Annotated in this window: 19 protein-coding genes; 12 read left to right on the top strand and 7 right to left on the bottom strand. The window is 63.3% G+C overall.

From position 1 onward, the window contains the following. The first annotated feature begins 35 nt into the window (after positions 1–35). The gene (locus HB675_RS18645; protein ID WP_213880219.1) at positions 36–545 is read left to right on the top strand and encodes a DUF1993 domain-containing protein; all 510 of its coding nucleotides are present in this window, start codon (positions 36–38) and stop codon (positions 543–545) included. A 69-nt stretch (positions 546–614) separates the two neighbouring features. On the opposite strand, the gene nhaR is transcribed toward HB675_RS18645, so the two are convergent. After that, positions 615–1,514: a transcriptional activator NhaR gene (gene nhaR, locus HB675_RS18640; protein WP_213880217.1), complete on the bottom strand. Its 900-nt coding sequence runs from the start codon at positions 1,512–1,514 to the stop codon at positions 615–617. Positions 1,515–1,627: 113 nt separating this feature from the next. On the opposite strand from nhaR, the gene HB675_RS18635 reads away from it, so the two are divergent. The 3 genes from HB675_RS18635 (at position 1,628) to HB675_RS18625 (ending at position 4,158) form a co-directional block, all read left to right on the top strand. Further along, positions 1,628–2,374 carry a TerC family protein gene (locus HB675_RS18635; RefSeq protein WP_213880215.1) on the top strand — a complete coding sequence of 249 codons (747 nt, stop codon included), beginning with the start codon at positions 1,628–1,630 and terminating at the stop codon, positions 2,372–2,374. An 87-nt stretch (positions 2,375–2,461) separates the two neighbouring features. Beyond that, on the top strand, positions 2,462–3,388 hold the full coding sequence (locus HB675_RS18630) for an extracellular solute-binding protein (RefSeq protein WP_345945781.1): 927 nt from the start codon (positions 2,462–2,464) through the stop codon (positions 3,386–3,388). Then, on the top strand, positions 3,385–4,158 hold the full coding sequence (locus HB675_RS18625; RefSeq protein WP_213880213.1) for an ABC transporter permease subunit: 774 nt from the start codon (positions 3,385–3,387) through the stop codon (positions 4,156–4,158). Before HB675_RS18630 ends, HB675_RS18625 begins: the two co-directional genes overlap by 4 nt. Before the next feature lie 208 nt (positions 4,159–4,366). Here the strand turns inward: HB675_RS18625 and HB675_RS18620 are convergent, their stop codons facing one another. From HB675_RS18620 to HB675_RS18610, 3 genes are all read right to left on the bottom strand, one after another. Beyond that, positions 4,367–5,347: an aldo/keto reductase gene (locus tag HB675_RS18620; protein ID WP_213880211.1), complete on the bottom strand. Its 981-nt coding sequence runs from the start codon at positions 5,345–5,347 to the stop codon at positions 4,367–4,369. Positions 5,348–5,436: 89 nt separating this feature from the next. Next, complete coding sequence (locus tag HB675_RS18615) at positions 5,437–6,096, bottom strand: response regulator (protein WP_213880209.1); 660 nt, start codon at positions 6,094–6,096, stop codon at positions 5,437–5,439. Continuing rightward, on the bottom strand, positions 6,089–9,463 hold the full coding sequence (locus HB675_RS18610) for an ATP-binding protein (protein ID WP_345945780.1): 3,375 nt from the start codon (positions 9,461–9,463) through the stop codon (positions 6,089–6,091). Before HB675_RS18610 ends, HB675_RS18615 begins: the two co-directional genes overlap by 8 nt. Before the next feature lie 225 nt (positions 9,464–9,688). Between HB675_RS18610 and urtA the strand changes: the two genes are divergently transcribed. The 8 genes from urtA to HB675_RS18570 all read left to right on the top strand — a co-directional run bounded on the left by urtA (position 9,689) and on the right by HB675_RS18570 (position 16,639). Then, the gene (gene urtA / locus HB675_RS18605) at positions 9,689–10,936 is read left to right on the top strand and encodes an urea ABC transporter substrate-binding protein (RefSeq protein WP_213880207.1); all 1,248 of its coding nucleotides are present in this window, start codon (positions 9,689–9,691) and stop codon (positions 10,934–10,936) included. A gap of 114 nt (positions 10,937–11,050) precedes the next feature. Next, positions 11,051–11,968, top strand: coding sequence for an urea ABC transporter permease subunit UrtB (gene urtB, locus HB675_RS18600; RefSeq protein WP_213880205.1), 918 nt, complete (start codon positions 11,051–11,053; stop codon positions 11,966–11,968). Between the two features lie 8 nt (positions 11,969–11,976). After that, on the top strand, positions 11,977–13,152 hold the full coding sequence (gene urtC / locus HB675_RS18595; protein WP_213880203.1) for an urea ABC transporter permease subunit UrtC: 1,176 nt from the start codon (positions 11,977–11,979) through the stop codon (positions 13,150–13,152). Next, complete coding sequence (gene urtD, locus HB675_RS18590; RefSeq protein ID WP_213880201.1) at positions 13,149–13,907, top strand: urea ABC transporter ATP-binding protein UrtD; 759 nt, start codon at positions 13,149–13,151, stop codon at positions 13,905–13,907. Before urtC ends, urtD begins: the two co-directional genes overlap by 4 nt. 15 nt (positions 13,908–13,922) lie before the next feature. Next, positions 13,923–14,612, top strand: a complete 690-nt coding sequence (gene urtE, locus HB675_RS18585) for an urea ABC transporter ATP-binding subunit UrtE (protein ID WP_213880199.1) — start codon at positions 13,923–13,925, stop codon at positions 14,610–14,612. Positions 14,613–14,663: 51 nt separating this feature from the next. After that, a complete protein-coding gene (fmdA, locus tag HB675_RS18580; protein WP_213880197.1) occupies positions 14,664–15,893 on the top strand; it encodes a formamidase in 1,230 nt (409 codons plus the stop codon). Positions 15,894–15,956: 63 nt separating this feature from the next. Next, positions 15,957–16,304: a zinc ribbon domain-containing protein gene (locus HB675_RS18575; protein ID WP_213880195.1), complete on the top strand. Its 348-nt coding sequence runs from the start codon at positions 15,957–15,959 to the stop codon at positions 16,302–16,304. Between the two features lie 86 nt (positions 16,305–16,390). After that, positions 16,391–16,639 carry a hypothetical protein gene (locus HB675_RS18570; RefSeq protein WP_213880193.1) on the top strand — a complete coding sequence of 83 codons (249 nt, stop codon included), beginning with the start codon at positions 16,391–16,393 and terminating at the stop codon, positions 16,637–16,639. Here HB675_RS18570 and HB675_RS18565 read toward each other — a convergent pair. The 3 genes from HB675_RS18565 to HB675_RS18555 all read right to left on the bottom strand — a co-directional run bounded on the left by HB675_RS18565 (position 16,575) and on the right by HB675_RS18555 (position 19,075). Beyond that, positions 16,575–17,534: a DoxX family protein gene (locus tag HB675_RS18565; RefSeq protein ID WP_213880192.1), complete on the bottom strand. Its 960-nt coding sequence runs from the start codon at positions 17,532–17,534 to the stop codon at positions 16,575–16,577. The genes HB675_RS18570 and HB675_RS18565 overlap by 65 nt on opposite strands. Before the next feature lie 65 nt (positions 17,535–17,599). Then, positions 17,600–18,076: a heme-binding protein gene (locus tag HB675_RS18560; protein ID WP_213880190.1), complete on the bottom strand. Its 477-nt coding sequence runs from the start codon at positions 18,074–18,076 to the stop codon at positions 17,600–17,602. Positions 18,077–18,238: 162 nt separating this feature from the next. Next, a complete protein-coding gene (locus HB675_RS18555) occupies positions 18,239–19,075 on the bottom strand; it encodes an aldo/keto reductase (RefSeq protein WP_213880189.1) in 837 nt (278 codons plus the stop codon). Between the last annotated feature and the right edge of the window lie 120 nt (positions 19,076–19,195).

The following is a 19,195-nucleotide window of genomic DNA, read 5'->3' as shown; positions in this document are numbered from 1 at the left end:
CGTTCCTTATAAAACCTTCCCGTTCAGGAATCCCCATGAGCATTTCTTTGTACGCTGCCTCCGTTCCCGTCTTCAAACAGATGCTTGACAGCCTGTCGGCGATCCTCGTCAAGGCCGAAGCTCAGGCCGGCGAGCGCAAGATCGAGCCTGACGCCCTGTTGCAGGCGCGCCTGTATCCGGACATGTTTCAACTGGTGCGCCAGGTGCAGATCGCCGTGGACTTCGCCAAGGGCGTTACTGCCCGCCTGGCCGGCGTCGAAGTGCCGTCCTACCCGGATGCCGAAAAGAATTTTGCCGACCTGCAAGCCTTGATCGCCAAGGTACTGGCTTTCATTGCCAGCATCGAGCCGGCACAGATCGATGGTCAGGAAGGTCGCGAGATCATCACCCGTCCCGGCACCCCCAAGGAAAAACGCTTCACCGGCCAGAGCTACCTGCTGACCTACGGCCTGCCGCAGTTTTTCTTCCACGTGACCACGGCTTACGCGATCTTGCGCCACAACGGCGTCGAGATCGGCAAGATGGATTTCATCGGCAAGCCTTGAACAGGTTTGATCGGGCGTGGGGCTGACCGGCCCCACGCCTCGTTCGCGTCCGCTGACCTCGGCGCTGTTCTAGCTGGCGCTGAACAGATCGCGGCGGGCGCCCTCGGTGATCGCCCTGACGCCGGGGTGGCTGACCTTACGCTCAACCGAAATGGCAAAAAAGGCCTCGCTGACCGCCTCGGTCTGGCCGATCAGTTCCACGCCGAGCTGGCGACAGACTTCCTCGGCGATGACGCTGGGGGCGATGAACACACCGCTGCCCGATTGCCCGAAGGCCTGCATCAGCGCGCTGTCATCGAACTCGCCGACGATGCGTGCGCTGATTTGCAGATCCCCCAGCCAGCGTAACAGGCGGCTGCGCACCATGGTTTCCGGGCCGGGAATCAATAACGGCGCGTTGTGCAGACAGTACGGGAAAGGCCCTGGATGGCGGGCAGCGAGGTCGGCGGTGGCAAAGAAACTGATCCCGCATTCCCCCAGTTTCCGGCTCACGCCTTTGACGTCCAGGTGACTGGGCATGGGGCTGTCGGAGATCACCAGATCAAGGCGCTGGATCGCGAGGTCGGCCAGCAGGCGTTCAAGCTTGTCCTCGCGGCAACTGATGCGCAGCGGTTCGTCCTGTTCCAGGGTCGGGGCCAGCAAGCGGTAGACGATGGATTTGGGCACCACGTCGGCCACGCCCACGCGAAAGGCCACGGGCTGCTGACCGGGTTGTGCGCGCAACAGGGTTTCCAGTTCATGGCCCAGTTGGAAGATCTGCTCCGCGTAGGGCAGGGCCCGGCGCCCGGCTTCAGTCAGCTCCAGCTGACGCCCGACCTTGCGAAACAGGTCGGTGCCCATGCTCTGCTCCAGCAGGCTGATCTGCCCGCTGATGGTCTGCGCCGTCAGGTTCAGCTGTTCGCTGGCGCGCACGATGCTGCCGGCACGAGCCACGGTCCAGAAGTACTGCAGTTGGCGATAGTTGAGCACGGTACGCTCCAATTATTCGGTTTGGCCGAAGTATGGCGCCAATAAATACGAATTTTACGGAGGTGTAAACCTGTCTAGACTTCACGCATTCACCTCGACAGAGCTGCACACCCATGGAATATCTTCTGGAACTGGCCGCCAGCCCCACCGCCTGGCTGGCGTTGGCAACCTTGATCGTGATGGAAGTCGTGCTGGGCATCGACAACCTGATCTTCATTTCGATTCTGACCAACAAGCTACCGGTGCAATTTCAGGCCAAGGCCCGCCGCATCGGCATCAGCCTGGCGCTGATCATGCGCCTGGGCTTGCTCAGCACCGTGGCGTTCATCGTCAAGCTCACCGAGCCTGTGGTGGAAGTCATGGGTCAGGCGTTTTCCTGGAAGGACATGATTCTGATCGCCGGTGGCCTGTTCCTGGTGTGGAAGGCCACCCGCGAAATCCATCACAGTGTCGACCCGGTGAGCAAGGAAGAGGACAGCGTCGGTGGCCAGATGGCCATCGGCTTTGCCGCCGCCATTTGCCAGATTCTGATGCTCGACCTGGTGTTCTCCATCGACAGCATCGTCACCGCCGTGGGCATGACGCCGCACCTGCCGATCATGATGATCGCGGTGGTGGTGGCGGTGCTGGTGATGTTGCTGGCGGCCGAGCCGTTGGCAAAGTTCATTGATGCCAACCCCACCGTGGTGATGCTGGCCCTGGGCTTCCTGATCATGATCGGCATGACCTTGATCGCCGAAGGCTTCGGCGTGCATGTGCCCAAGGGCTATGTGTACACCGCCATGACCTTCTCGGCGGCCATCGAAGCATTGAACATGTTCACCCGGCGGGCGCGGCAGCGAAAGCTCGCGGCACCTTGAGGCGGTTTCACAGGACGCCCTCGCCATCACTCGGCTACTATCGCTCGCTATGTACCGTTCTACATATCGAGAGAAGAGGCAGTCGCTGTGATCAGACAAGTATTGACCCTGACCCTGGGTGGCCTGCTACTGGCGGCGTCGACCGCCAGCCTGGCAGCAGAGGACTTTCGCGTCGCATACGCCGGGTCCATGGGCGTGGTGATGGACAAATTCATCGGCCCCGCCTTTGCCAGTCAGCAGCACGTCAATTACCAGGGCCAGGGCGAAGGCGCCTACGGCCTGGCCAAGTTGCTTGCCGCCGGCAAGGCGACGGCCAATGTGTTTGTTTCGATCACGCCGGGCCCGATCAAGGTCCTCGAGAAGGCCGGGCTGGTGGATGAGGCCGTCCCGGTGGCCAGTACGCGCATGGTCATCGCCTACAACCCCAAGAGCCAGTTCGCCGCCGCGCTGGCCGCCAGCAACCAGGCCAATCCGGTTACGCCTTGGTGGCAGGTGCTCAAGCAGCCGGGCCTGAAGTTCGGCCGCACCGATGCCCGCACCGACCCTCAGGGCCAGAACATCCTTCTCACCTTCATGCTCGCCGAGAAGTACTACAACCAACCGGGCTTGAGCGATGCCGTGCTGGGAGCGGTGGAAAACCCTTCCCAGGTCTACGCGGAGGGCGGCTTGCTCACGCGCTTGCAGGCCGGGCAACTGGACGCGGCATCGGGGTATGAAAGCGCCACGCGGTCCGCCCACCTGCCCTATGTGTCTCTGCCCGATGAAATCAACCTGAGCAACCCGGCCTACGCCAAGGACTGGTACGACACGGTGATCCTGACCCTGACCGGCAGCGCCGGCCTGCCACAGATGTTCACCGCGCAGCCGCTGGTGTTCTATGCCGCCGTGCTGAAGAATGCCCCTGATCCCAAGCAGGCCCAGGCCTTCGTCGACTTCCTGCGCTCGGATCAGGGCCAGGCGCTGTTCAGCCAGAATGGCTACGGCGAGCCCAAAGGCGAAGCCCTGCACAAATGACGGCGCACCGGCCCGCAGCCCGTTATTTTGGCTGGATCGGCGTGCCGGCCGGCGTGCTGGTGGCCCTGCCATTTGTGGTGCTGGTGCAGCAAACCTCCTGGGGTGAGCTGCACCTGGCGTACGGCGATTGGCAAGCTGTCGGGACCTCTCTGGGCCTGACCAGCCTGTCGATGCTGCTGATCGTCCTCCTCGGTGTGCCCTTGGCCTTCTGGTTGGCGCACACGGCGTCCCCCCTCAAAGGCTGGGTGCAAGCTCTGGTGGTGATCGCACTGCTGACTCCGCCGCTGGCGATGGGGATCCTGCTGGTGTCGACCTTCGGGCCCTACGCCACGCTGGGCGAATTTCTCGGGCGAATGGGCCTGGCCCTCTCCAATAATGCGGCTGCCTTTATCGTCGCGCAGTTCTACGGGGGCGTGGCGTATTTCGTCCTTTGCGCGACCGCGGCCTTCGCTGACGTGCCGCACAAACTGGAGGAAGCCTCGAGAAGCCTCGGCTGTACGGCCTGGCAGAGCTTCTGGCGGGTGACCCTGCCGCTGGCGCGCCGCGCCCTGGCCACCGCTGTGGCGATCGTCTGGGGCCGGGTCATCGGCGAATTCGGTATCGTCATGGTCTTTGCCTATTTCCCTCAGGGCATCCCGGTCAAGCTGTTCGTCAACCTGCAGAACGACGGGGTCGACGCGGTGTATGCACTGGTGTGGCTGTTGCTGTTGGTGACCCTGCCGTTTCCGCTGTGGTGCCTGACCCGATGGGCGGGCAAGGGCCGTTTCTGAGCGACTCGCTGATTCCCGCCACGCAGTGAGCTACACGCCCGAACACCGGTCCGAATTCATCGCCATCGGCGCCATGCTACCCAGCCTTTATCGCGCAATACCTTGTCGAACCGTTCCGTATCAGCGGTGCCCAGCCGGTTGCTTTCGCGAATCTTCGCTTCGCGCTTCAGGTGCGCCAGGCACAGCTTGAGCAAAGGTTGACATCCACTCAGGCGAAGCCGACGACCGTATGGGGCACGTAGGGCGCTTCCAGTTGCGCCAGCTCTTCGGTGCTCAGTGTCAGCGTCAGTGCTGCAATCGCGTCTTCCAGATGCCCGGCACGCGACGCGCCGACAATCGGCGCACTGACCGCCGGCCGCGAGCGCACCCAGGCCAGCGCCACCTGGGCCGGCGGCACGCCACGCTGGCTGGCCACGGCCGCCACGGCTTCGACGACTTTGCGGTCAGCGTCGGCGGTCTGCTGGTAGAGGCTCTTGCCGAACTGGTCGCTCTCGGCCCGTGCGCTGGTCTGGTCCCACGGGCGGGTAAGACGACCGCGGGCCAGCGGGCTCCAGGGGATCACGCCAATGCCTTCGGCCTGGCACAGCGGCAGCATCTCGCGTTCCTCCTCGCGGTACAGCAGGTTGACGTAGTTCTGCATGGTCGCAAACCGGGTCCAGCCGTTGGCTTTGGCGGTGTGCAGCATCGTTGCGAACTGCCAGGCGTACATCGACGAGGCGCCCAGGTAGCGGACCTTGCCGGCCTTGACCAGGTCGTGCAGGGCTTCGAGGGTTTCTTCGACGGGCACTTGATAGTCGAAGCGGTGAATCTGGTAGAGGTCGACATAGTCGGTGCCCAAGCGGCGCAGGGAGTTGTCGAGTTCCTGGAAGATCGCCTTGCGGCTCAGGCCGGCCCCGTTGGGGCCGGGGTGCATGCGCCCGTGGACCTTGGTGGCGATCACCACTTCATCGCGGCGGGTGAATTCCTTGAGGGCGCGGCCGACGATTTCTTCCGAGGTGCCGTCGGAGTAAACGTTGGCGGTGTCGAAGAAGTTGATGCCGGCTTCCACGGCCTGGCGGATCAGCGGGCGGCTCTGCTCTTCGGGGAGGGTCCAGCTGTGGTTGCCACGGTCCGGGGTGCCGTAGGTCATGCAGCCCAGGCACAGGGGCGAGACTTGCAGGCCGGTGGTACCGAGTCGGGAGTAGTTCATGGCGGGGCTCGTTTCGGGTTGAGAGGACTATGGACAATAGCAGGTGCTGCTTTGTGCCGAACCCGAGCGGCGCAGGCGCGTGCGCAGCCCTACAGGGCTTGTAATGCCACCGAGGCGGCCGCCGTGCGGGTTTCCACGCCCAGCTTGATGTAGATGTGCTCCAGGTGCTTGTTCACCGTACGCGGGCTCAGGCCGAGAATATCGGCGATGTCCTTGTTGGTCTTGCCACAGGTGACCCAGTGCAGCACTTCGACTTCCCGCTCGGTGAGTTGAAAGCGCGTGCCGAGAAAGCGTCGCACACCCGGGTCTTCGAAGCTTGCCGGGGCGGCCTTGCGTGCGGTAGCCGATTGCAGGATGCGCGCGGTGCGCAGATGCGAGGCCACCCGCGCCAGCACTTCGTTGCATTCGATAGGCTTGGTCACGTAGTCGATGGCACCGGCTTCGAAGCCTTTGACCACGTGCTCGCTTTCGGTCAATGCGGTCATGAACAGCACTGGAATGTCGGCGCTGCCGGCGTTGGCCTTGATCCGCCGGCAGGTATCGAAGCCGTCCAGCCCTGGCATCAGGGCGTCCAGCAGGATCAGGTCCGGGCGCCGGCGCTGGATGCGGTTCAGGGCGCTGTTGCCGTCCAGCGCCACCAACACCCGGTAGCCGGCGTCATCCAGGGCGTCAGACAGCAACGCCAGGTTGTCCGGGGCGTCGTCGACGATCAGGATGGTGCCCTTGGATGGGCTGGCGAGGTCAGTCATTGAGGCTCTCGGTCAGTGTGCGCTCCAGTTCGGCCAGGCGAAAGCCTTTGGCCAGCGCGCGCAGGTGGGCGATGACGCTGTCCGGCCCGTGCTCGGCCATGCGCGACAGCTGTTGCTGCACCGAGATGATGTCGCCATCGGCGCACAGCTCCTTGAGCAGCTCCAGGTCGCCGCGGGCCAGAGCCTGTGCGGGTGGCGCGTTGACGGGAGCAACGGCGGCCCGGCGTGACCAGGTCAATTGCAAGTGATGCTGGATGCGGTCCAGCAGGTGTTGCAAGTGCACGGGCTTGGCCAGATAGTCGATGTTGACCAGGCCATTTTCGGCACGCTCGTCCACCAGTGCGTTGGCATGGGCGGAGACCACGACGATGGGGGTCAAGCAATGTACGTTGCGGCGGATCAGCCGGCTGGTTTCCCAGCCGTCCATGTGCGGCATGGACAGGTCCATGAGAATCAGGTCGGGCTTGAGCAATGAGACCTGGCGGATGGCTTCCTGACCGTTGGCGGCCTGGGCGACGTTGAAGCCCAGGGGCACGAGCATGCCGCTGATGACGTTGCGGTGTTCGATGTGATCGTCCACCACCAGCACCAGCCGGGGCGGCCCTTCGTAGCCGATCAGGTCGTGGTCGGCGTGGATGATCGCCTTGGGCACGCGCACTTGCGAAAGGTACAGGCGCACCTGAAAGCGCGACCCGCCCCCGGGCACGCTGCTCACCGACAGCTCGCCGCCCATCAGTGCGGTGAGCATGCGGGTGATGGTCAGGCCCAGGCCGACGCCCTTGTCCTGGCGGTCGGTGTCGCCGCGCTCGAAGGGCTGGAAGATCCGCTCAAGCTGGTCCTCGGCAATGCCGATGCCGCTGTCGATGATTTCCAGGGTCGCGGTCTGGCGTCGGTAGCTGACCCGCAGGCAGACCTCGCCGCTGTCGGTGAAATTCACCGCATTGCCCAGCAGGTTGATCAGGATCTGGCGAATGCGTTTCTCGTCCCCGCGCACCACGGGCGGCAGGTCGCCGATGATCTGCAGGCGAAAGTCCAGCCCTTTGTCCCGGGCCGCCGGGGCGAACAGCCGCTCCAGGTCCTGGATGAAGTCGAGGAAGGCGATTTCCGACAGCTCCAGGCGCAGCTTGCCGGCCTCGATCTTGGCCACGTCCAGCAGGCCGTCAATCAACGACAGCAGGTGCGAGCTGTTGCGCAGTATGGTCGCCAGCCCTTCCTGCTGGCGCGGCGGCGTGCTGGCGTCCCGTTGCAGGATCTGTGTGTAGCCAAGAATGCTGTTGAGCGGCGTGCGCAGCTCATGGGACAAGCCGGTGATGTAGCGGCTCTTGGCGGCATTGGCCGCTTCGGACGCTTCCTTGGCCCGTTGCAGGGCCAGGTCGGTCTGCTCGTGGGCTTCGATTTCCTGCATCAGCAGCGCGGTCTGGCGTTCGGATTCTTCCTGGGCGACGTGGCGGCTTTCGCGGGTCAGGACCACCCACCAGGCCAGCACGGCTGCGAATACGCACAGGGCCATGAACGCCTTGATAAAAGCCAGGGTCAGGGTGTGTTGGGTCTGCCAGGACTCTTGCGCCAGGTTATGGGTAACCTGGGTATACACCAGCGCCAGTGCGCCGGAGAGCAGCGCGATCAGCACCGCTAGAATGCCCATGTAGTGGGCCAGGCGAGTGTGCAGGTTGCGCGAAAAAGACTGGGGCAGCAGCCGCGCCAGCCAGTCTTCCACTTGCATCAGCAGGCGCGAGCGCGGTTTGCACTGATCGCCGCAGCGCACCTCCAGCGAGCAGCACAGCGAGCAGATGGGCGATGCATAGGCCGGGCACCATGCCATGTCCGGTCGCTCGAAGGCATTGCTGCACACCCCGCAGGTGACCGTGGCAGTGGCCCCGGTGGGGTAGAGCAGTTGGCTGTCGCTCTGCCGGGCCAGGTAATAGCGCCCGGCGGTGAGCCAGGCGATCAGCGGCGAAGTCACCAGGGCGGTAATCAACGCCAACAGTGGCGGTGCGGCCTGGGCCAGGCTGCCGAACGCACCGAAATGCGCGAGCAGCGACACCAGCGACGCCACGCCCATGGCACCGACCCCCACCGGATTGACGTCGTAGAGGTGCGCGCGCTTGAACTCGATGTAGGGCGGTGACAGCCCCAATGGTTTGTTGATCACCAGGTCCGCCACCAACGCGCCGATCCAGGCGATGGCCAGGTTGGCGTATAGCCCGAGCACCTCGCCGATGGCGTCGAAGATGCCCATCTCCATCAGCAGCAGGGCGATGCCGACGTTGAACACCAGCCAGACCACCCGGCCTGGGTGGCTGTGGGTCATGCGGGCAAAGAAGTTCGACCAGGCCAGCGAACCGGCATACGCATTGGTCAGGTTGATCTTCATTTGCGAGATCACCACCAGCAGGGCCATGGCGGCCATGGCCCACTCCGGCGAGCGGAAGACGTAGCTGTACGCCACCAGATACATCTGCGTCGGCTCCACCGCGCGGCCCACCGGCACTTCATGCTCGATTGCCAGGAACGCAAGGAAGGCACCGGCCATCAGCTTCAGCGCGCCGGGCACGATCCAGCCGGGCCCGGCCAGCAGCAGGGCGGTCCACCAGCGCAGGTTGTTGTCGGCGGTGCGTTGCGGCAGGAAGCGGATGTAATCGACCTGCTCGCCGATCTGCGTGACCAGCGACAGCACCACGCTCAAGGCTGCGCCGAACAGCAGCAAGTCGAAGGTCCCGGCCTCGCCATGGCGGCCGGCGAAGGAGGTGAAGTCGCTCAACGTGTCGGGGCTTTTCCAGAGGATGAACCCGTAGGGAACGATGAGCAGCCCCAGCCACAGCGGCTGCGACCACATCTGCAGGCGGCTGATGAGGGTAAAACCGTAGGCCACCAGCGGAATGATAATCACCGAACAGAGCACATAGCCCCAGGCCAGCGGGATGTGGAAGTACAGCTCAAGGGCCAGGGCCATGATTGCCGCTTCCAGGGCGAAGAACAGGAAGGTGAAACTGGCGTAGATCAGCGAGGTGATGGTCGAGCCGATGTAGCCGAAGCCCGCGCCCCGGGTCAGCAGGTCCATGTCGACGCCGTAGCGGGCGGCGTAGTAGCTGATGGGCAGGCCGGTGAGCAGGATGATCAGCGCCACCGCCAGCACCGCCCAGAAGGTGTTGGTGAAGCCGTAGTTCATCACCAGCGTGCCGCCGATGGCCTCCAGTACCAGGAACGACACCGAGCTGAGGGCCGTGTTGACGATGCGCCCTTCGCTCCAGCGCCGAAACGAAGAGGGGGCGTAGCGCAGGGCGTAGTCCTCCATGCTTTCGTCGGCGACCCAGCGGTTGTAGTCGCGGCGAATCTTGGCGATGCGCTGGGTACCTGGGAGGGTCACGGAAGGCTCCTGTAGCAAGGTGGCTTCTTCCCGAGCAAGCTCGGCCCGGCAGGGCGGTACTCACCTGCAGGGCCGAGCTTGCTCGGGAGCGCGAGCGCGAGAATGCCTCAAATTCGCTTGGCTGGCGCTATGTCAAATGACGTACGGCGCTACGTCATGGTGCGTATACCGCAAAAAGTTCCCCCGTCCCATTCTTGCTGCCACAACCGCACAGGAGCAGCAGCAATGGATTCAACGATAACGAGGGGCAGTCGCCGGTTTCTCCCGCACGGTGTGGCCAAGGGCGTCGCCGCCCTGTCGCTGATCGCCGCCGCGCTGATGGGCCAGGTCGCCCGGGCCGACAACGCCAACACCACGGGCCTTGCCGTGACCGACACGACCGTCACCGTGGGCCAGCTGCACTCCGCCACGGGCACCATGGCCATTTCCGAAACCGGGTCGATACAGGCCGAACGCCTGGCCATCGACCAGATCAACGCCTCGGGCGGCATCCTCGGCCGGCAGATCAAGGTGATTCAGGAAGACGGCGCGTCGGACTGGCCGACCTTCGCCGAAAAGGCGCGAAAGCTGCTGGTCAACGACAAGGTCGCCACGGTCTTCGGCTGCTGGACCTCGGCGTCGCGCAAAGCGGTCCTGCCGGTGTTCGAGAAAGAGAACGGCCTGTTGTACTACCCGACCTTCTATGAGGGTCTGGAACAGTCGAAAAACGTCATCTACACCGGCCAGGAAGCCACCCAGCAGATTCTTGCCAGCCTGGACTGGATTGCCAAGGAAAAGGGCGCCAAGACTTTCTACCTGATCGGTTCTGACTACATCTGGCCGCGCACCTCGATGAAGATCGCCCGCAAGCACATCGAAAACGTGCTGCACGGCACCGTGGTCGGCGAAGACTACTACCCGCTGGGCAATACCCAGTTCGGCTCGCTGATCAACAAGGTCAAGTTGAAGAAGCCTGACGTGGTCTTCGCGGCCGTGGTCGGTGGTTCCAACGTGGCGTTCTATAAACAGCTCAAGGCCGCCGGCGTGACCGCCGACAAGCAGACCCTGCTCACCCTGTCCGTGACCGAGGATGAACTGCTGGGCATCGGCGGTGAAAACATGGTCGGCTTCTACGCCTCCATGAAGTACTTCCAGTCCCTCGACAACCCGGCCAACAAAGCCTTCGTGGCCGCGTTCAAGGCCAAGTACGGCCCCAACTCGGTAATCGGCGACGTGACCCAGGCGGCTTATCTGGGGCCTTGGCTGTGGAAAGCGGCGGTGGAAAAAGCCGGCAGCTTCGACGTCGACAAAGTGGTTGCAGCCTCGCCGGGCATCGAAATGACCAACGCGCCGGAAGGCTACGTGAAGATCCACGAAAACCATCACCTGTGGAGCAAGGCGCGCATCGGCGAAGTCCAGGCTGACGGCCAGTTCAAGGTGGTGCACGAGTCGGACCTGATCGAGCCCAATCCGTTTCCCAAGGGTTATCAGTAGTCCACGGCCGCAGCGAGCCTGCTCGGGAACCGGGTACGGCCCCTTCCCGAGCACGCTCGCTCCTGCGGCGACGCTGGCACCCAATCCAGACTCATGGGCATCGGAGACTCCTTTATGGAATGGCTATCACAATTTGGCGCCATCGCCGCCATGCAGGGGTTCAACGGCCTGTCCGTGTTCTGCGTGCTGCTGCTGATGGCCCTGGGCCTGGCGATCATTTTCGGCCAGATGGGCGTGATCAACATGGCCCACGGTGAGTTTCTTACCATCGGTGCCTACACCACCTACGTGGTCTCGCACCTGACTACCACTTACTGTCCGGCCATGCAGCCGTACTACTTTTTCTTTGCCATTGCCTTGTCGTTCCTGGTGGCCGGGGCGGTGGGCTGGCTGGTGGAGTGGATCATGATCAGCCGCCTGTACCACCGGCCGCTGGACACCCTGCTGGCCACTTGGGGTTTGTCGTTGATGATGCAGCAGACCTTCCGCTCGGTGTTCGGCGCACGAGAGGTCAGCGCCGAGCCGCCGGAGTGGCTGATGGGCTCGTTCAGTCTGTCCGACGCCATCGACATCCCGCGCAACGGCGTATTCACCATGGTCCTCACGGTGTTCATGACCGGGCTGATCTTCCTGCTGCTGTACCGCTCGCGCTGGGGCTTGCACGTGCGCGCCACGATGCAGAACCGGGTGATGAGCCGGGCGGTGGGCATCAACACGAAAAAGGTCGACCGCATGACCTTCGCCCTGGGTTGCGGCGTGGCCGGTGTGGCCGGCGCGGCGTTCACCACCATTGGCTCGACCGGGCCGACGGCGGGCTCGCTGTACATCGTCGACACCTTCCTGACCGTGGTCTTCGGTGGAGCGGCGAGCCTGTTCGGCACCATCGCCTCGGCCTTCACCATCGCCCAGACCCAATCGATTTCCGAGTTCTTCATGACCGGTTCCATGGCCAAGGTCCTGACCCTGTCGGCCGTGGTGTTGATCCTGATGGTGCGCCCGCAAGGGTTGTTCGCCAGCAAGTTGCGTAAGTGAGGCCCTGCATGAATGCACTCGACAAACTGCTCGGTGGCCGCCAGGGCACCGTGGGCCTGCTGATTCTGGCGGCATTGATCCTGGTGGTGTTCCCACTGTGCCTGGATGCCTTTCGGCTGAACATGGTCGGCAAATACCTGACCTATGCCTTCGTCGCGGTGGGGCTGGTGCTGTGCTGGGGCTATGGCGGGATTCTCAGCCTCGGCCAAGGGGTGTTCTTTGGCCTCGGCGGCTATTGCATGGCGATGTTTCTCAAACTGGAGGCCTCGACCCCTGAGGCTACCAAGATCCAGTCCACCCCCGGCATTCCGGATTTCATGGACTGGAACCAGATTACGGCTTTGCCCGCACTGTGGGTGCCTTTCCACAGTTTCACTTTCACGGTGACAGCGGTGATCGTGGTGCCGGTGTTGCTGGCCCTGGTGATCGGCCTGGCGATGTTCAAACGGCGGGTGGGGGACGTGTATTTCTCCATCGTCACCCAAGCCATTGCGCTGATCCTCACGGTGCTGATCGTCGGCCAGCAAGGGCTGACCGGCGGCGTCAACGGCATCACCGACCTCAAGACCCTGCTGGGCTGGGACATCACCAGCGACAGCGCCAAGCTGGACCTGTACTTCGTCAACGCAGTGCTGCTGCTGGGCTGCATCGTGCTGGGCAAGTTCATCCTCGCCTCCAAGCTCGGGCGGCTGCTGATGGCCATGCGCGACAAGGAAGAGCGGGTGCGTTTTTCCGGTTACGACGTGGCCAGCTTCAAGGTCTTTGTGTACTGCGTGGCGGCGGCGTTCTCGGCCATCGGCGGGGCGATGTTTGCCTTGCAGGTGGGCTTCATGTCGCCGTCCTTCGTTGGCATCGTGCCGTCCATCGAGATGGTGATCTTCGCGGCGGTGGGCGGGCGCATGTCGCTGCTGGGCGCGGTGTATGGCTCGTTGCTGGTGAACTACGGCAAGAGCTATTTTTCCGAGTCCTTTCCAGAGCTGTGGCTGTACCTCATGGGCGGGCTGTTTATCGCCGTGGTGATGTATTTCCCCAACGGCCTGGCCGGGGTCTGGGATACCCAATGGCGCAAGTTCCGTGCTCGGCGCGCCCAGCCTGCGGTGGTTGTGCCTGCACCACTGCCGGCCGATGCCGCTGCGCCGACCTTGCCCACCACGCCTCACAACTCCATGGAGACGCAGCCATGACCGCCGTCGGTTTCCAGATGAACAAGCCGGTGCTGGCCATCGAAGGCCTGACCGTGTCTTTCGACGGCTTCAAGGCGGTCGACAACCTCAACCTGTATATCGACCGCAACGAGGTGCGGGTGGTGATCGGCCCCAACGGCGCCGGCAAGACCACGGTGCTCGACCTGATCTGCGGCAAGACCCGGGCCACCAGTGGCAGCATTCAGTTCGACGGTCGCGAGCTGACCAAGATGCACGAGTACGACATCGTCCGCGCCGGCGTGGGACGCAAGTTCCAGAACCCGTCGATCTACGAAAACCTCTCGGTGTTCGAGAACCTGGAAATGTCCTACCCGGCCGGGCGCAAGGTGCTAGGCGCCTTGTTCTTCAAACGCACCAGCGAGGTGGTGGCGCGGGTCGAGCAGGTGGCCGCCGAGATCTTTCTCGGCGAGTGGCTGCAGCAACAGGCCGGGCTCTTGTCCCACGGCCAGAAGCAGTGGCTGGAGATCGGCATGTTGCTGATGCAGGACCCGGACCTGCTGATGCTCGACGAACCGGTGGCCGGCATGAGCGTCAGCGAGCGGGTGCAGACTGCCGAACTGCTCAACCGCATCAGCCAGGGCCGCTCGGTGCTGGTGATCGAGCACGACATGGAATTCGTCAAGAGCATTGCCCACAAGGTCACCGTGCTGCATCAGGGCAAGGTGCTGGCCGAGGGCAGCATGGAGTCGGTGCAGAGCAACCCGAAAGTCATCGAAGTCTATCTGGGCCATTAACAAGGGGGCAGTTTCATGTTCAACGTTCAACAGCTGTCCTGTGGTTATGCCCAGAGTCAGATTCTGCACGACCTGAACCTTAACGTGGCGAAGCAGGAAATCGTCGCCATCATGGGCCGCAACGGCATGGGCAAGACCACCCTGTTCAAGAGCCTGATGGGCGTGCTGCCGCAGTGGCGCGGCCAGGTCCAGGTGGACGGCGTCGAGGTGTCCACCCTGGAAACCCATGCCCGGGTCGGTGAGGGCATGGCCTACGTGCCCCAGGGGCGGATGATCTTTGCGGCCATGAGCGTGCTGGAAAATATCCAGACCGGCTTGCCGGCCTCGGCCCGAGGCGTGGTGCCGCAGGACCTCTACGACCTGTTTCCGGTGCTCTACGACATGCGCACCCGCAAGGGCGGCAACCTCTCCGGCGGCCAGCAGCAACAGCTGGCCATCGCCCGCGCCCTGGCGACCAATCCCAAGGTGCTGTTGCTGGACGAGCCCACCGAAGGCATCCAGCCGTCGATCATCAAGGACATCGCCCGCACCCTGAAGGACATCCGCACCCTGCGCAACCTGACCATCGTGGTCTCCGAGCAGGTGCTGTCGTTCACCCTCGACATCGCCGACCGCTTCCTGGTCATCGAGAAAGGCCGCTTCGTGGTCGAGGAAACCCGCGCCAACGTCGACGAAGCCACCATCAGCCGTTACCTGTCGGTGTGACAGGTCGTTCTTTTCACCGCGCCATTGTGTTTACTGCTAGGGAGCAACGCCATGACTGAAACACTGATCAAAGTCGACCTCAACCAGCCTGTGACCGAAAACGAACAGGTGCACAACCGCTGGCACCCGGACATTCCCATGGCCTGCTGGGTCAAGCCGGGGGACGACTTCATCCTGGAGACCTATGACTGGACCGCCGGCGCGATCAAGAACGACGACGATGCCAGCGATGTGCGTGATGTCGACCTCTCCACCGTGCACTACCTGTCGGGGCCGGTGGGCGTGCACGGTGCCGAACCCGGTGACCTGCTGGTGGTGGACCTGCTGGACATCGGCGCCAAGGCCGAATCCCAGTGGGGCTTCAACGGCTTTTTTTCGAAGCAGAACGGTGGCGGTTTTCTCACCGACCACTTCCCCTCGGCGCAAAAGGCCATCTGGGATTTCAAAGGCATGTTCACCCGCTCCCGGCACATTCCCGGCGTGGAATTCGCCGGGCTGATCCACCCCGGCCTGATCGGCTGCCTGCCCGACCCCGTGATGCTTGCCGAGTGGAACCGTCGCGAGCAGGAACTGATCGACACCAACCCCACTCGCGTGCCGCCGCTGGCCAACCCGCCGATGGCCCCCACGGCGCACATGGGCAAGCTCAAGGGTGAGGCCCGGGACAAGGCGGCCAATGAAGGCGCACGCACGGTGCCGCCCCGAGAGCACGGCGGTAACTGCGACATCAAGGACCTGTCCCGCGGTTCGAAAATCTACTTCCCCGTCTACGTCAACGGCGCGGGTCTTTCGGTGGGCGATTTGCACTTCAGCCAGGGTGATGGCGAGATCACCTTTTGCGGGGCCATTGAAATGGCCGGCTGGGTACACATGAAAGTCGAGCTGATCAAGGGCGGCATGGCCAAGTACGGCATCAAGAACCCGGTGTTCAAGCCCAGCCCCATCGTGCCCAACTACAACAATTTCCTGATCTTCGAGGGCATCTCGGTGGACGAGCAGGGCCAGCAGCATTACCTGGACGTCAACGTCGCCTACCGTCAGGCCTGCCTCAACGCCATCAACTACCTGACCAAGTTCGGTTATTCGCCGGCCCAGGGCTACGCGTTGCTCGGCTCGGCGCCGGTGCAGGGGCATATCAGCGGCATCGTCGACATTCCCAATGCCTGCGCGACCCTGTGGTTGCCGACCGACATCTTCAAGTTCGACATCAACCCCACTGCCAGCGGGCCGATCAAGCACCTGGATGGCAGTGTCGACCTGCCGATTGCGCCGGATCTGTAAGAGGTTGGTGATGCCATCGCGGTTGCCCGCGATGGATTCAACTCATTTCCAAGGACATAGCCCATGCCCGTCTACGAATACGACTGCCTCACCTGCGGTGATTTCACCGCCCTGCGCAAGATGGATGCGCGCAACGATCCCTGCGCCTGTCCGATCTGCACCCTGCCGGCCGCGCGCACCATCCTCAGCGCCCCGGGCTTGGCGACGATGGCCGGCAACACGCGCAAAAGCCTGGAAATCAACGAGCGCGCCTCCCACCAACCGAAGACCGTCGAGCAGTTTCGCGAAAGCCGTCGCCACCCCAGTGGTTGTGGTTGTTGCGGGCCGAGCAAACCCTTGGCACCGACCCTGGCCAACCCTCAGGGGCTCAAGGCCAAGGCGGCGGGGCGGCCGTGGATGATCAGCCATTAGTCCTGCCGGCCAGGTATTTTTGCCCGCTGGGCTAAACTCCCCTGAGGGTACGCGCCGTGCGGATCCGTGCGAGTGAGGGAATGGTCATGGCCACATTGGAGCAAGCACTGGACAGCCTGGACCCGCCCATCAAGCATGAACTGCATCACCAAGGCTCAAGGGTGTTGTTGTGCCTCAGTGATCCGGGTGTGCCCGCCTCGGTCGAGCGAGACCTGTCCGAGGCGGAGTTGAACAACCGGGCGCAGTTCCAGATGATCGTGCTGTATGCCGTCAACGAGCTGCGGGCAAAGGGCTCGCATGTGGAGTTGAAAGTGATTCCGGGCTGGCAGTCCTGAGCCCTTCGGCATTCACCGCCAGCACCGTCATCCACTGGGGCAGCAGCTTGCGCTGCAGCAGCCAGCCGTCCAGCGAGAACTTGCCGGCGCCGGTCATCATCACGCTGGCAAACACCACCACCACCAACATCACGTATTCCCATCCACCGCCGCCCGCTGTAGCCCAGGCGTAGCCGCGACCCCATTCGCCGCCAAAGCCGAGCGTGGCCACGAGGAAATAACCCAGGCTGACAAACCCGCCGAGCCTGGCCAGCAGCCCCAGGCCCACGCCGATGGCCGACGCCAGTTCGGTCAGGCCGCCCAGCACCACGAAGAGCGGCGCGGTGTGGGTCAGGCCGAAACCTTCGAAGCCATGCACCAGGGTGTGAAAGGAGCCGAGTCCGGCAAAGATCTTCTCAGTGGCGTGTCCCAGTTCATTGAGACCGAAGTACATCCGTACCAAGGTCATCTGCCACAGCATCGTCCCCAGCCAGGCGCCGGGGCGATCGCGGTTGCGCCGCCAATCGCTGGCGATGCAGTCGAACAATTGCAGCGCCAGAACGACGGCGCCCAGGCTGGCCACCCACATCAGCACCGGCGCGTCGTTCATGGCGGCGACGCGCCAAGCGATCAGGTAAGGCAACAGCGAAATCAGAAACCCGGGCGTGAACGCTCGAGGCGTGATCCACAGCGCCGATGCCAGTGACACTACCAGCCAGAGGGTGCTGGACCAAGCGGCGAAATCCGGCAGGCTGTTGTCCACCAGGCTGCAATACAGTGAGGCAGCCAGGGCCGCAGCGATGGCCAGCACGGCCAGCCATTGGGGCATGACGGTGGGTTGGAGAATTCGGTAGTCGCGGGCAAACGGGCCATCGACGACATCCGCTTGCAAGCGCGGCAGGGTAGGCGGGTTCATGGGAAGGCCTTGCGCGGCGGGCGAGGCATCACGGGCGGGTCAGCCCGTGATGCAGATCCGTGCGATCAATGAAAAGAAGCGGCCACATCCAGGGCCAATTGTTGCTCGGTCAGGTCGGTGTCACCGCTGATGCCGACGGCGCCGACCACGCCGCCATTGAATTTGAGCACGACACCGCCCACGGCCGGGAGGATGCCTGGGATGGTGCCAATGGCGAGGTTTTCCTTACGGGCCAGGTCGTAAAAGGTGATGGTGTTGATCGCAAAGCGTGCCGCCGAAGTGGCTTTGGCGATGGACGCGTCCACGCAGCCGGCGTAGGCGCCCTGCATGCGGGTGAAGGCCAGCAGATGGCCGTCGGCGTCGGTGACCGCGATGCAGATTTTCTGGTTGCGCTGGGTCGCCATTTGCGTAGCCGTTTGCGCCAATTGCAGGGCGGCGGCGGTGGAAACGTTGTTCTGCGGGACCACCGAGGCGGGTGCTGTGGCGGCGAAAGCCGTTGAGCACAGGGTCAGGGAGGCGAACAGCAGGGAGATCGTCTTCATCGGGAACCTATCGATTGATTGAATGGTAACGCTACCATGAAAATAGTCGTTACGCTAATGATTATCAGTCAAACGATTTTCTTCGCTTGGGTATGGGTGTGCGAAGTCCGCGATGAGCGTGTCACGGACCTCCTCGCGGGCGGCGCACGTTCCGGTGTTCGATCAGAGCTCTTCGTAGCTCGCCGGGTCCTGCCCCAGGATGCGTCCGTCCGCACGGGCCAGGCGAGCGATGCTGGCCATGTTTTGCGCGGATAATTCAAAGTCGAACAACGCCAGGTTCTCCTGCTGACGCTGGGCCGAACTGGCCTTGGGCAGCGCCACGGTGCCCAACTGGTACTGCCAACGCAGGATCACCTGAACGATGCTGCGGCCCTGTTCGTCGGCAATGGCCTGCAACGCCGGATCGCGTTGCACGTCGTTGCCGCGGCCGATCGGGCTCCAGGCCTGAGTGACGATGTTGTGGGCCTTGTCCCAGGCTAACTGTTCGGGCTGAGGGAAATACGGATGCAGCTCGATCTGGTTGACCACCGGGGTCACGCCGCTGTCGCCGATCAGCTTTTCCAGGTGCTCGGGCAGGAAGTTGCACACCCCCACCGATTTGATCCAGCCGCGCTCGCGGGCTTCAAGCAGCGCGCTCCAGGCTTCGAGGTACAGGCCTTGCTGCGGGTTGGGCCAATGCAGCAGATAGAGATCAATGAACTCCAGACGGGTGCGGTACAGCGACTCTTCGATGCAGGCCAGTGCATCAACGTAGGCGTAATGCCGGCCGGGCAGTTTCGAGGTCACGCGCAGTTGCTCGCGAGGCACCGGACTCTGGCGCACGGCTTCACCCACGGCGCCTTCGTTCTCGTAGGCGAAGGCGCTGTCGAGCAGGCGATAACCGTTGTCGATGGCCCGCAGCATGGCGTCCACACCGGGTGAGCCATTGAGTTTGCAGGTGCCGAAACCGACGGCCGGAATCTGCGTGCCGTCGTTGAGGGTGAGGGCAGGAATGCTCATGGTCAAAGGGTCCTTTTTATTGGAGGCGGTGGTAGATAGGCGGGTTTCAGAAGCCAGTGTGGCCAATCGAGTTCCGGCAGGCCGGCATAAAGGTGCGCAAATTTTGCGGTAAATGCGTCA

Source organism: Pseudomonas sp. dw_358 (assembly GCF_018449655.1).
Classification (GTDB): domain Bacteria; phylum Pseudomonadota; class Gammaproteobacteria; order Pseudomonadales; family Pseudomonadaceae; genus Aquipseudomonas.
Note: the sequence above shows the minus strand (reverse complement) of the source record. Positions and strands in the feature narration are given on the sequence as shown.

Coding starts and splice junctions, on each gene's coding strand:
- HB675_RS18620 (WP_213880211.1), bottom strand. CDS start 5,347: ATGAACTACTCCCGACTCGGTACCACCGGCCTGCAAGTCTCGCCCCTG.
- HB675_RS18615 (WP_213880209.1), bottom strand. CDS start 6,096: ATGACTGACCTCGCCAGCCCATCCAAGGGCACCATCCTGATCGTCGAC.
- urtB (WP_213880205.1), top strand. CDS start 11,051: ATGGAATGGCTATCACAATTTGGCGCCATCGCCGCCATGCAGGGGTTC.
- HB675_RS18575 (WP_213880195.1), top strand. CDS start 15,957: ATGCCCGTCTACGAATACGACTGCCTCACCTGCGGTGATTTCACCGCC.
- fmdA (WP_213880197.1), top strand. CDS start 14,664: ATGACTGAAACACTGATCAAAGTCGACCTCAACCAGCCTGTGACCGAA.
- HB675_RS18635 (WP_213880215.1), top strand. CDS start 1,628: ATGGAATATCTTCTGGAACTGGCCGCCAGCCCCACCGCCTGGCTGGCG.
- HB675_RS18555 (WP_213880189.1), bottom strand. CDS start 19,075: ATGAGCATTCCTGCCCTCACCCTCAACGACGGCACGCAGATTCCGGCC.
- urtA (WP_213880207.1), top strand. CDS start 9,689: ATGGATTCAACGATAACGAGGGGCAGTCGCCGGTTTCTCCCGCACGGT.
- HB675_RS18565 (WP_213880192.1), bottom strand. CDS start 17,534: ATGAACCCGCCTACCCTGCCGCGCTTGCAAGCGGATGTCGTCGATGGC.
- urtC (WP_213880203.1), top strand. CDS start 11,977: ATGAATGCACTCGACAAACTGCTCGGTGGCCGCCAGGGCACCGTGGGC.
- HB675_RS18560 (WP_213880190.1), bottom strand. CDS start 18,076: ATGAAGACGATCTCCCTGCTGTTCGCCTCCCTGACCCTGTGCTCAACG.
- HB675_RS18570 (WP_213880193.1), top strand. CDS start 16,391: ATGGCCACATTGGAGCAAGCACTGGACAGCCTGGACCCGCCCATCAAG.
- HB675_RS18645 (WP_213880219.1), top strand. CDS start 36: ATGAGCATTTCTTTGTACGCTGCCTCCGTTCCCGTCTTCAAACAGATG.
- urtE (WP_213880199.1), top strand. CDS start 13,923: ATGTTCAACGTTCAACAGCTGTCCTGTGGTTATGCCCAGAGTCAGATT.
- urtD (WP_213880201.1), top strand. CDS start 13,149: ATGACCGCCGTCGGTTTCCAGATGAACAAGCCGGTGCTGGCCATCGAA.
- HB675_RS18625 (WP_213880213.1), top strand. CDS start 3,385: ATGACGGCGCACCGGCCCGCAGCCCGTTATTTTGGCTGGATCGGCGTG.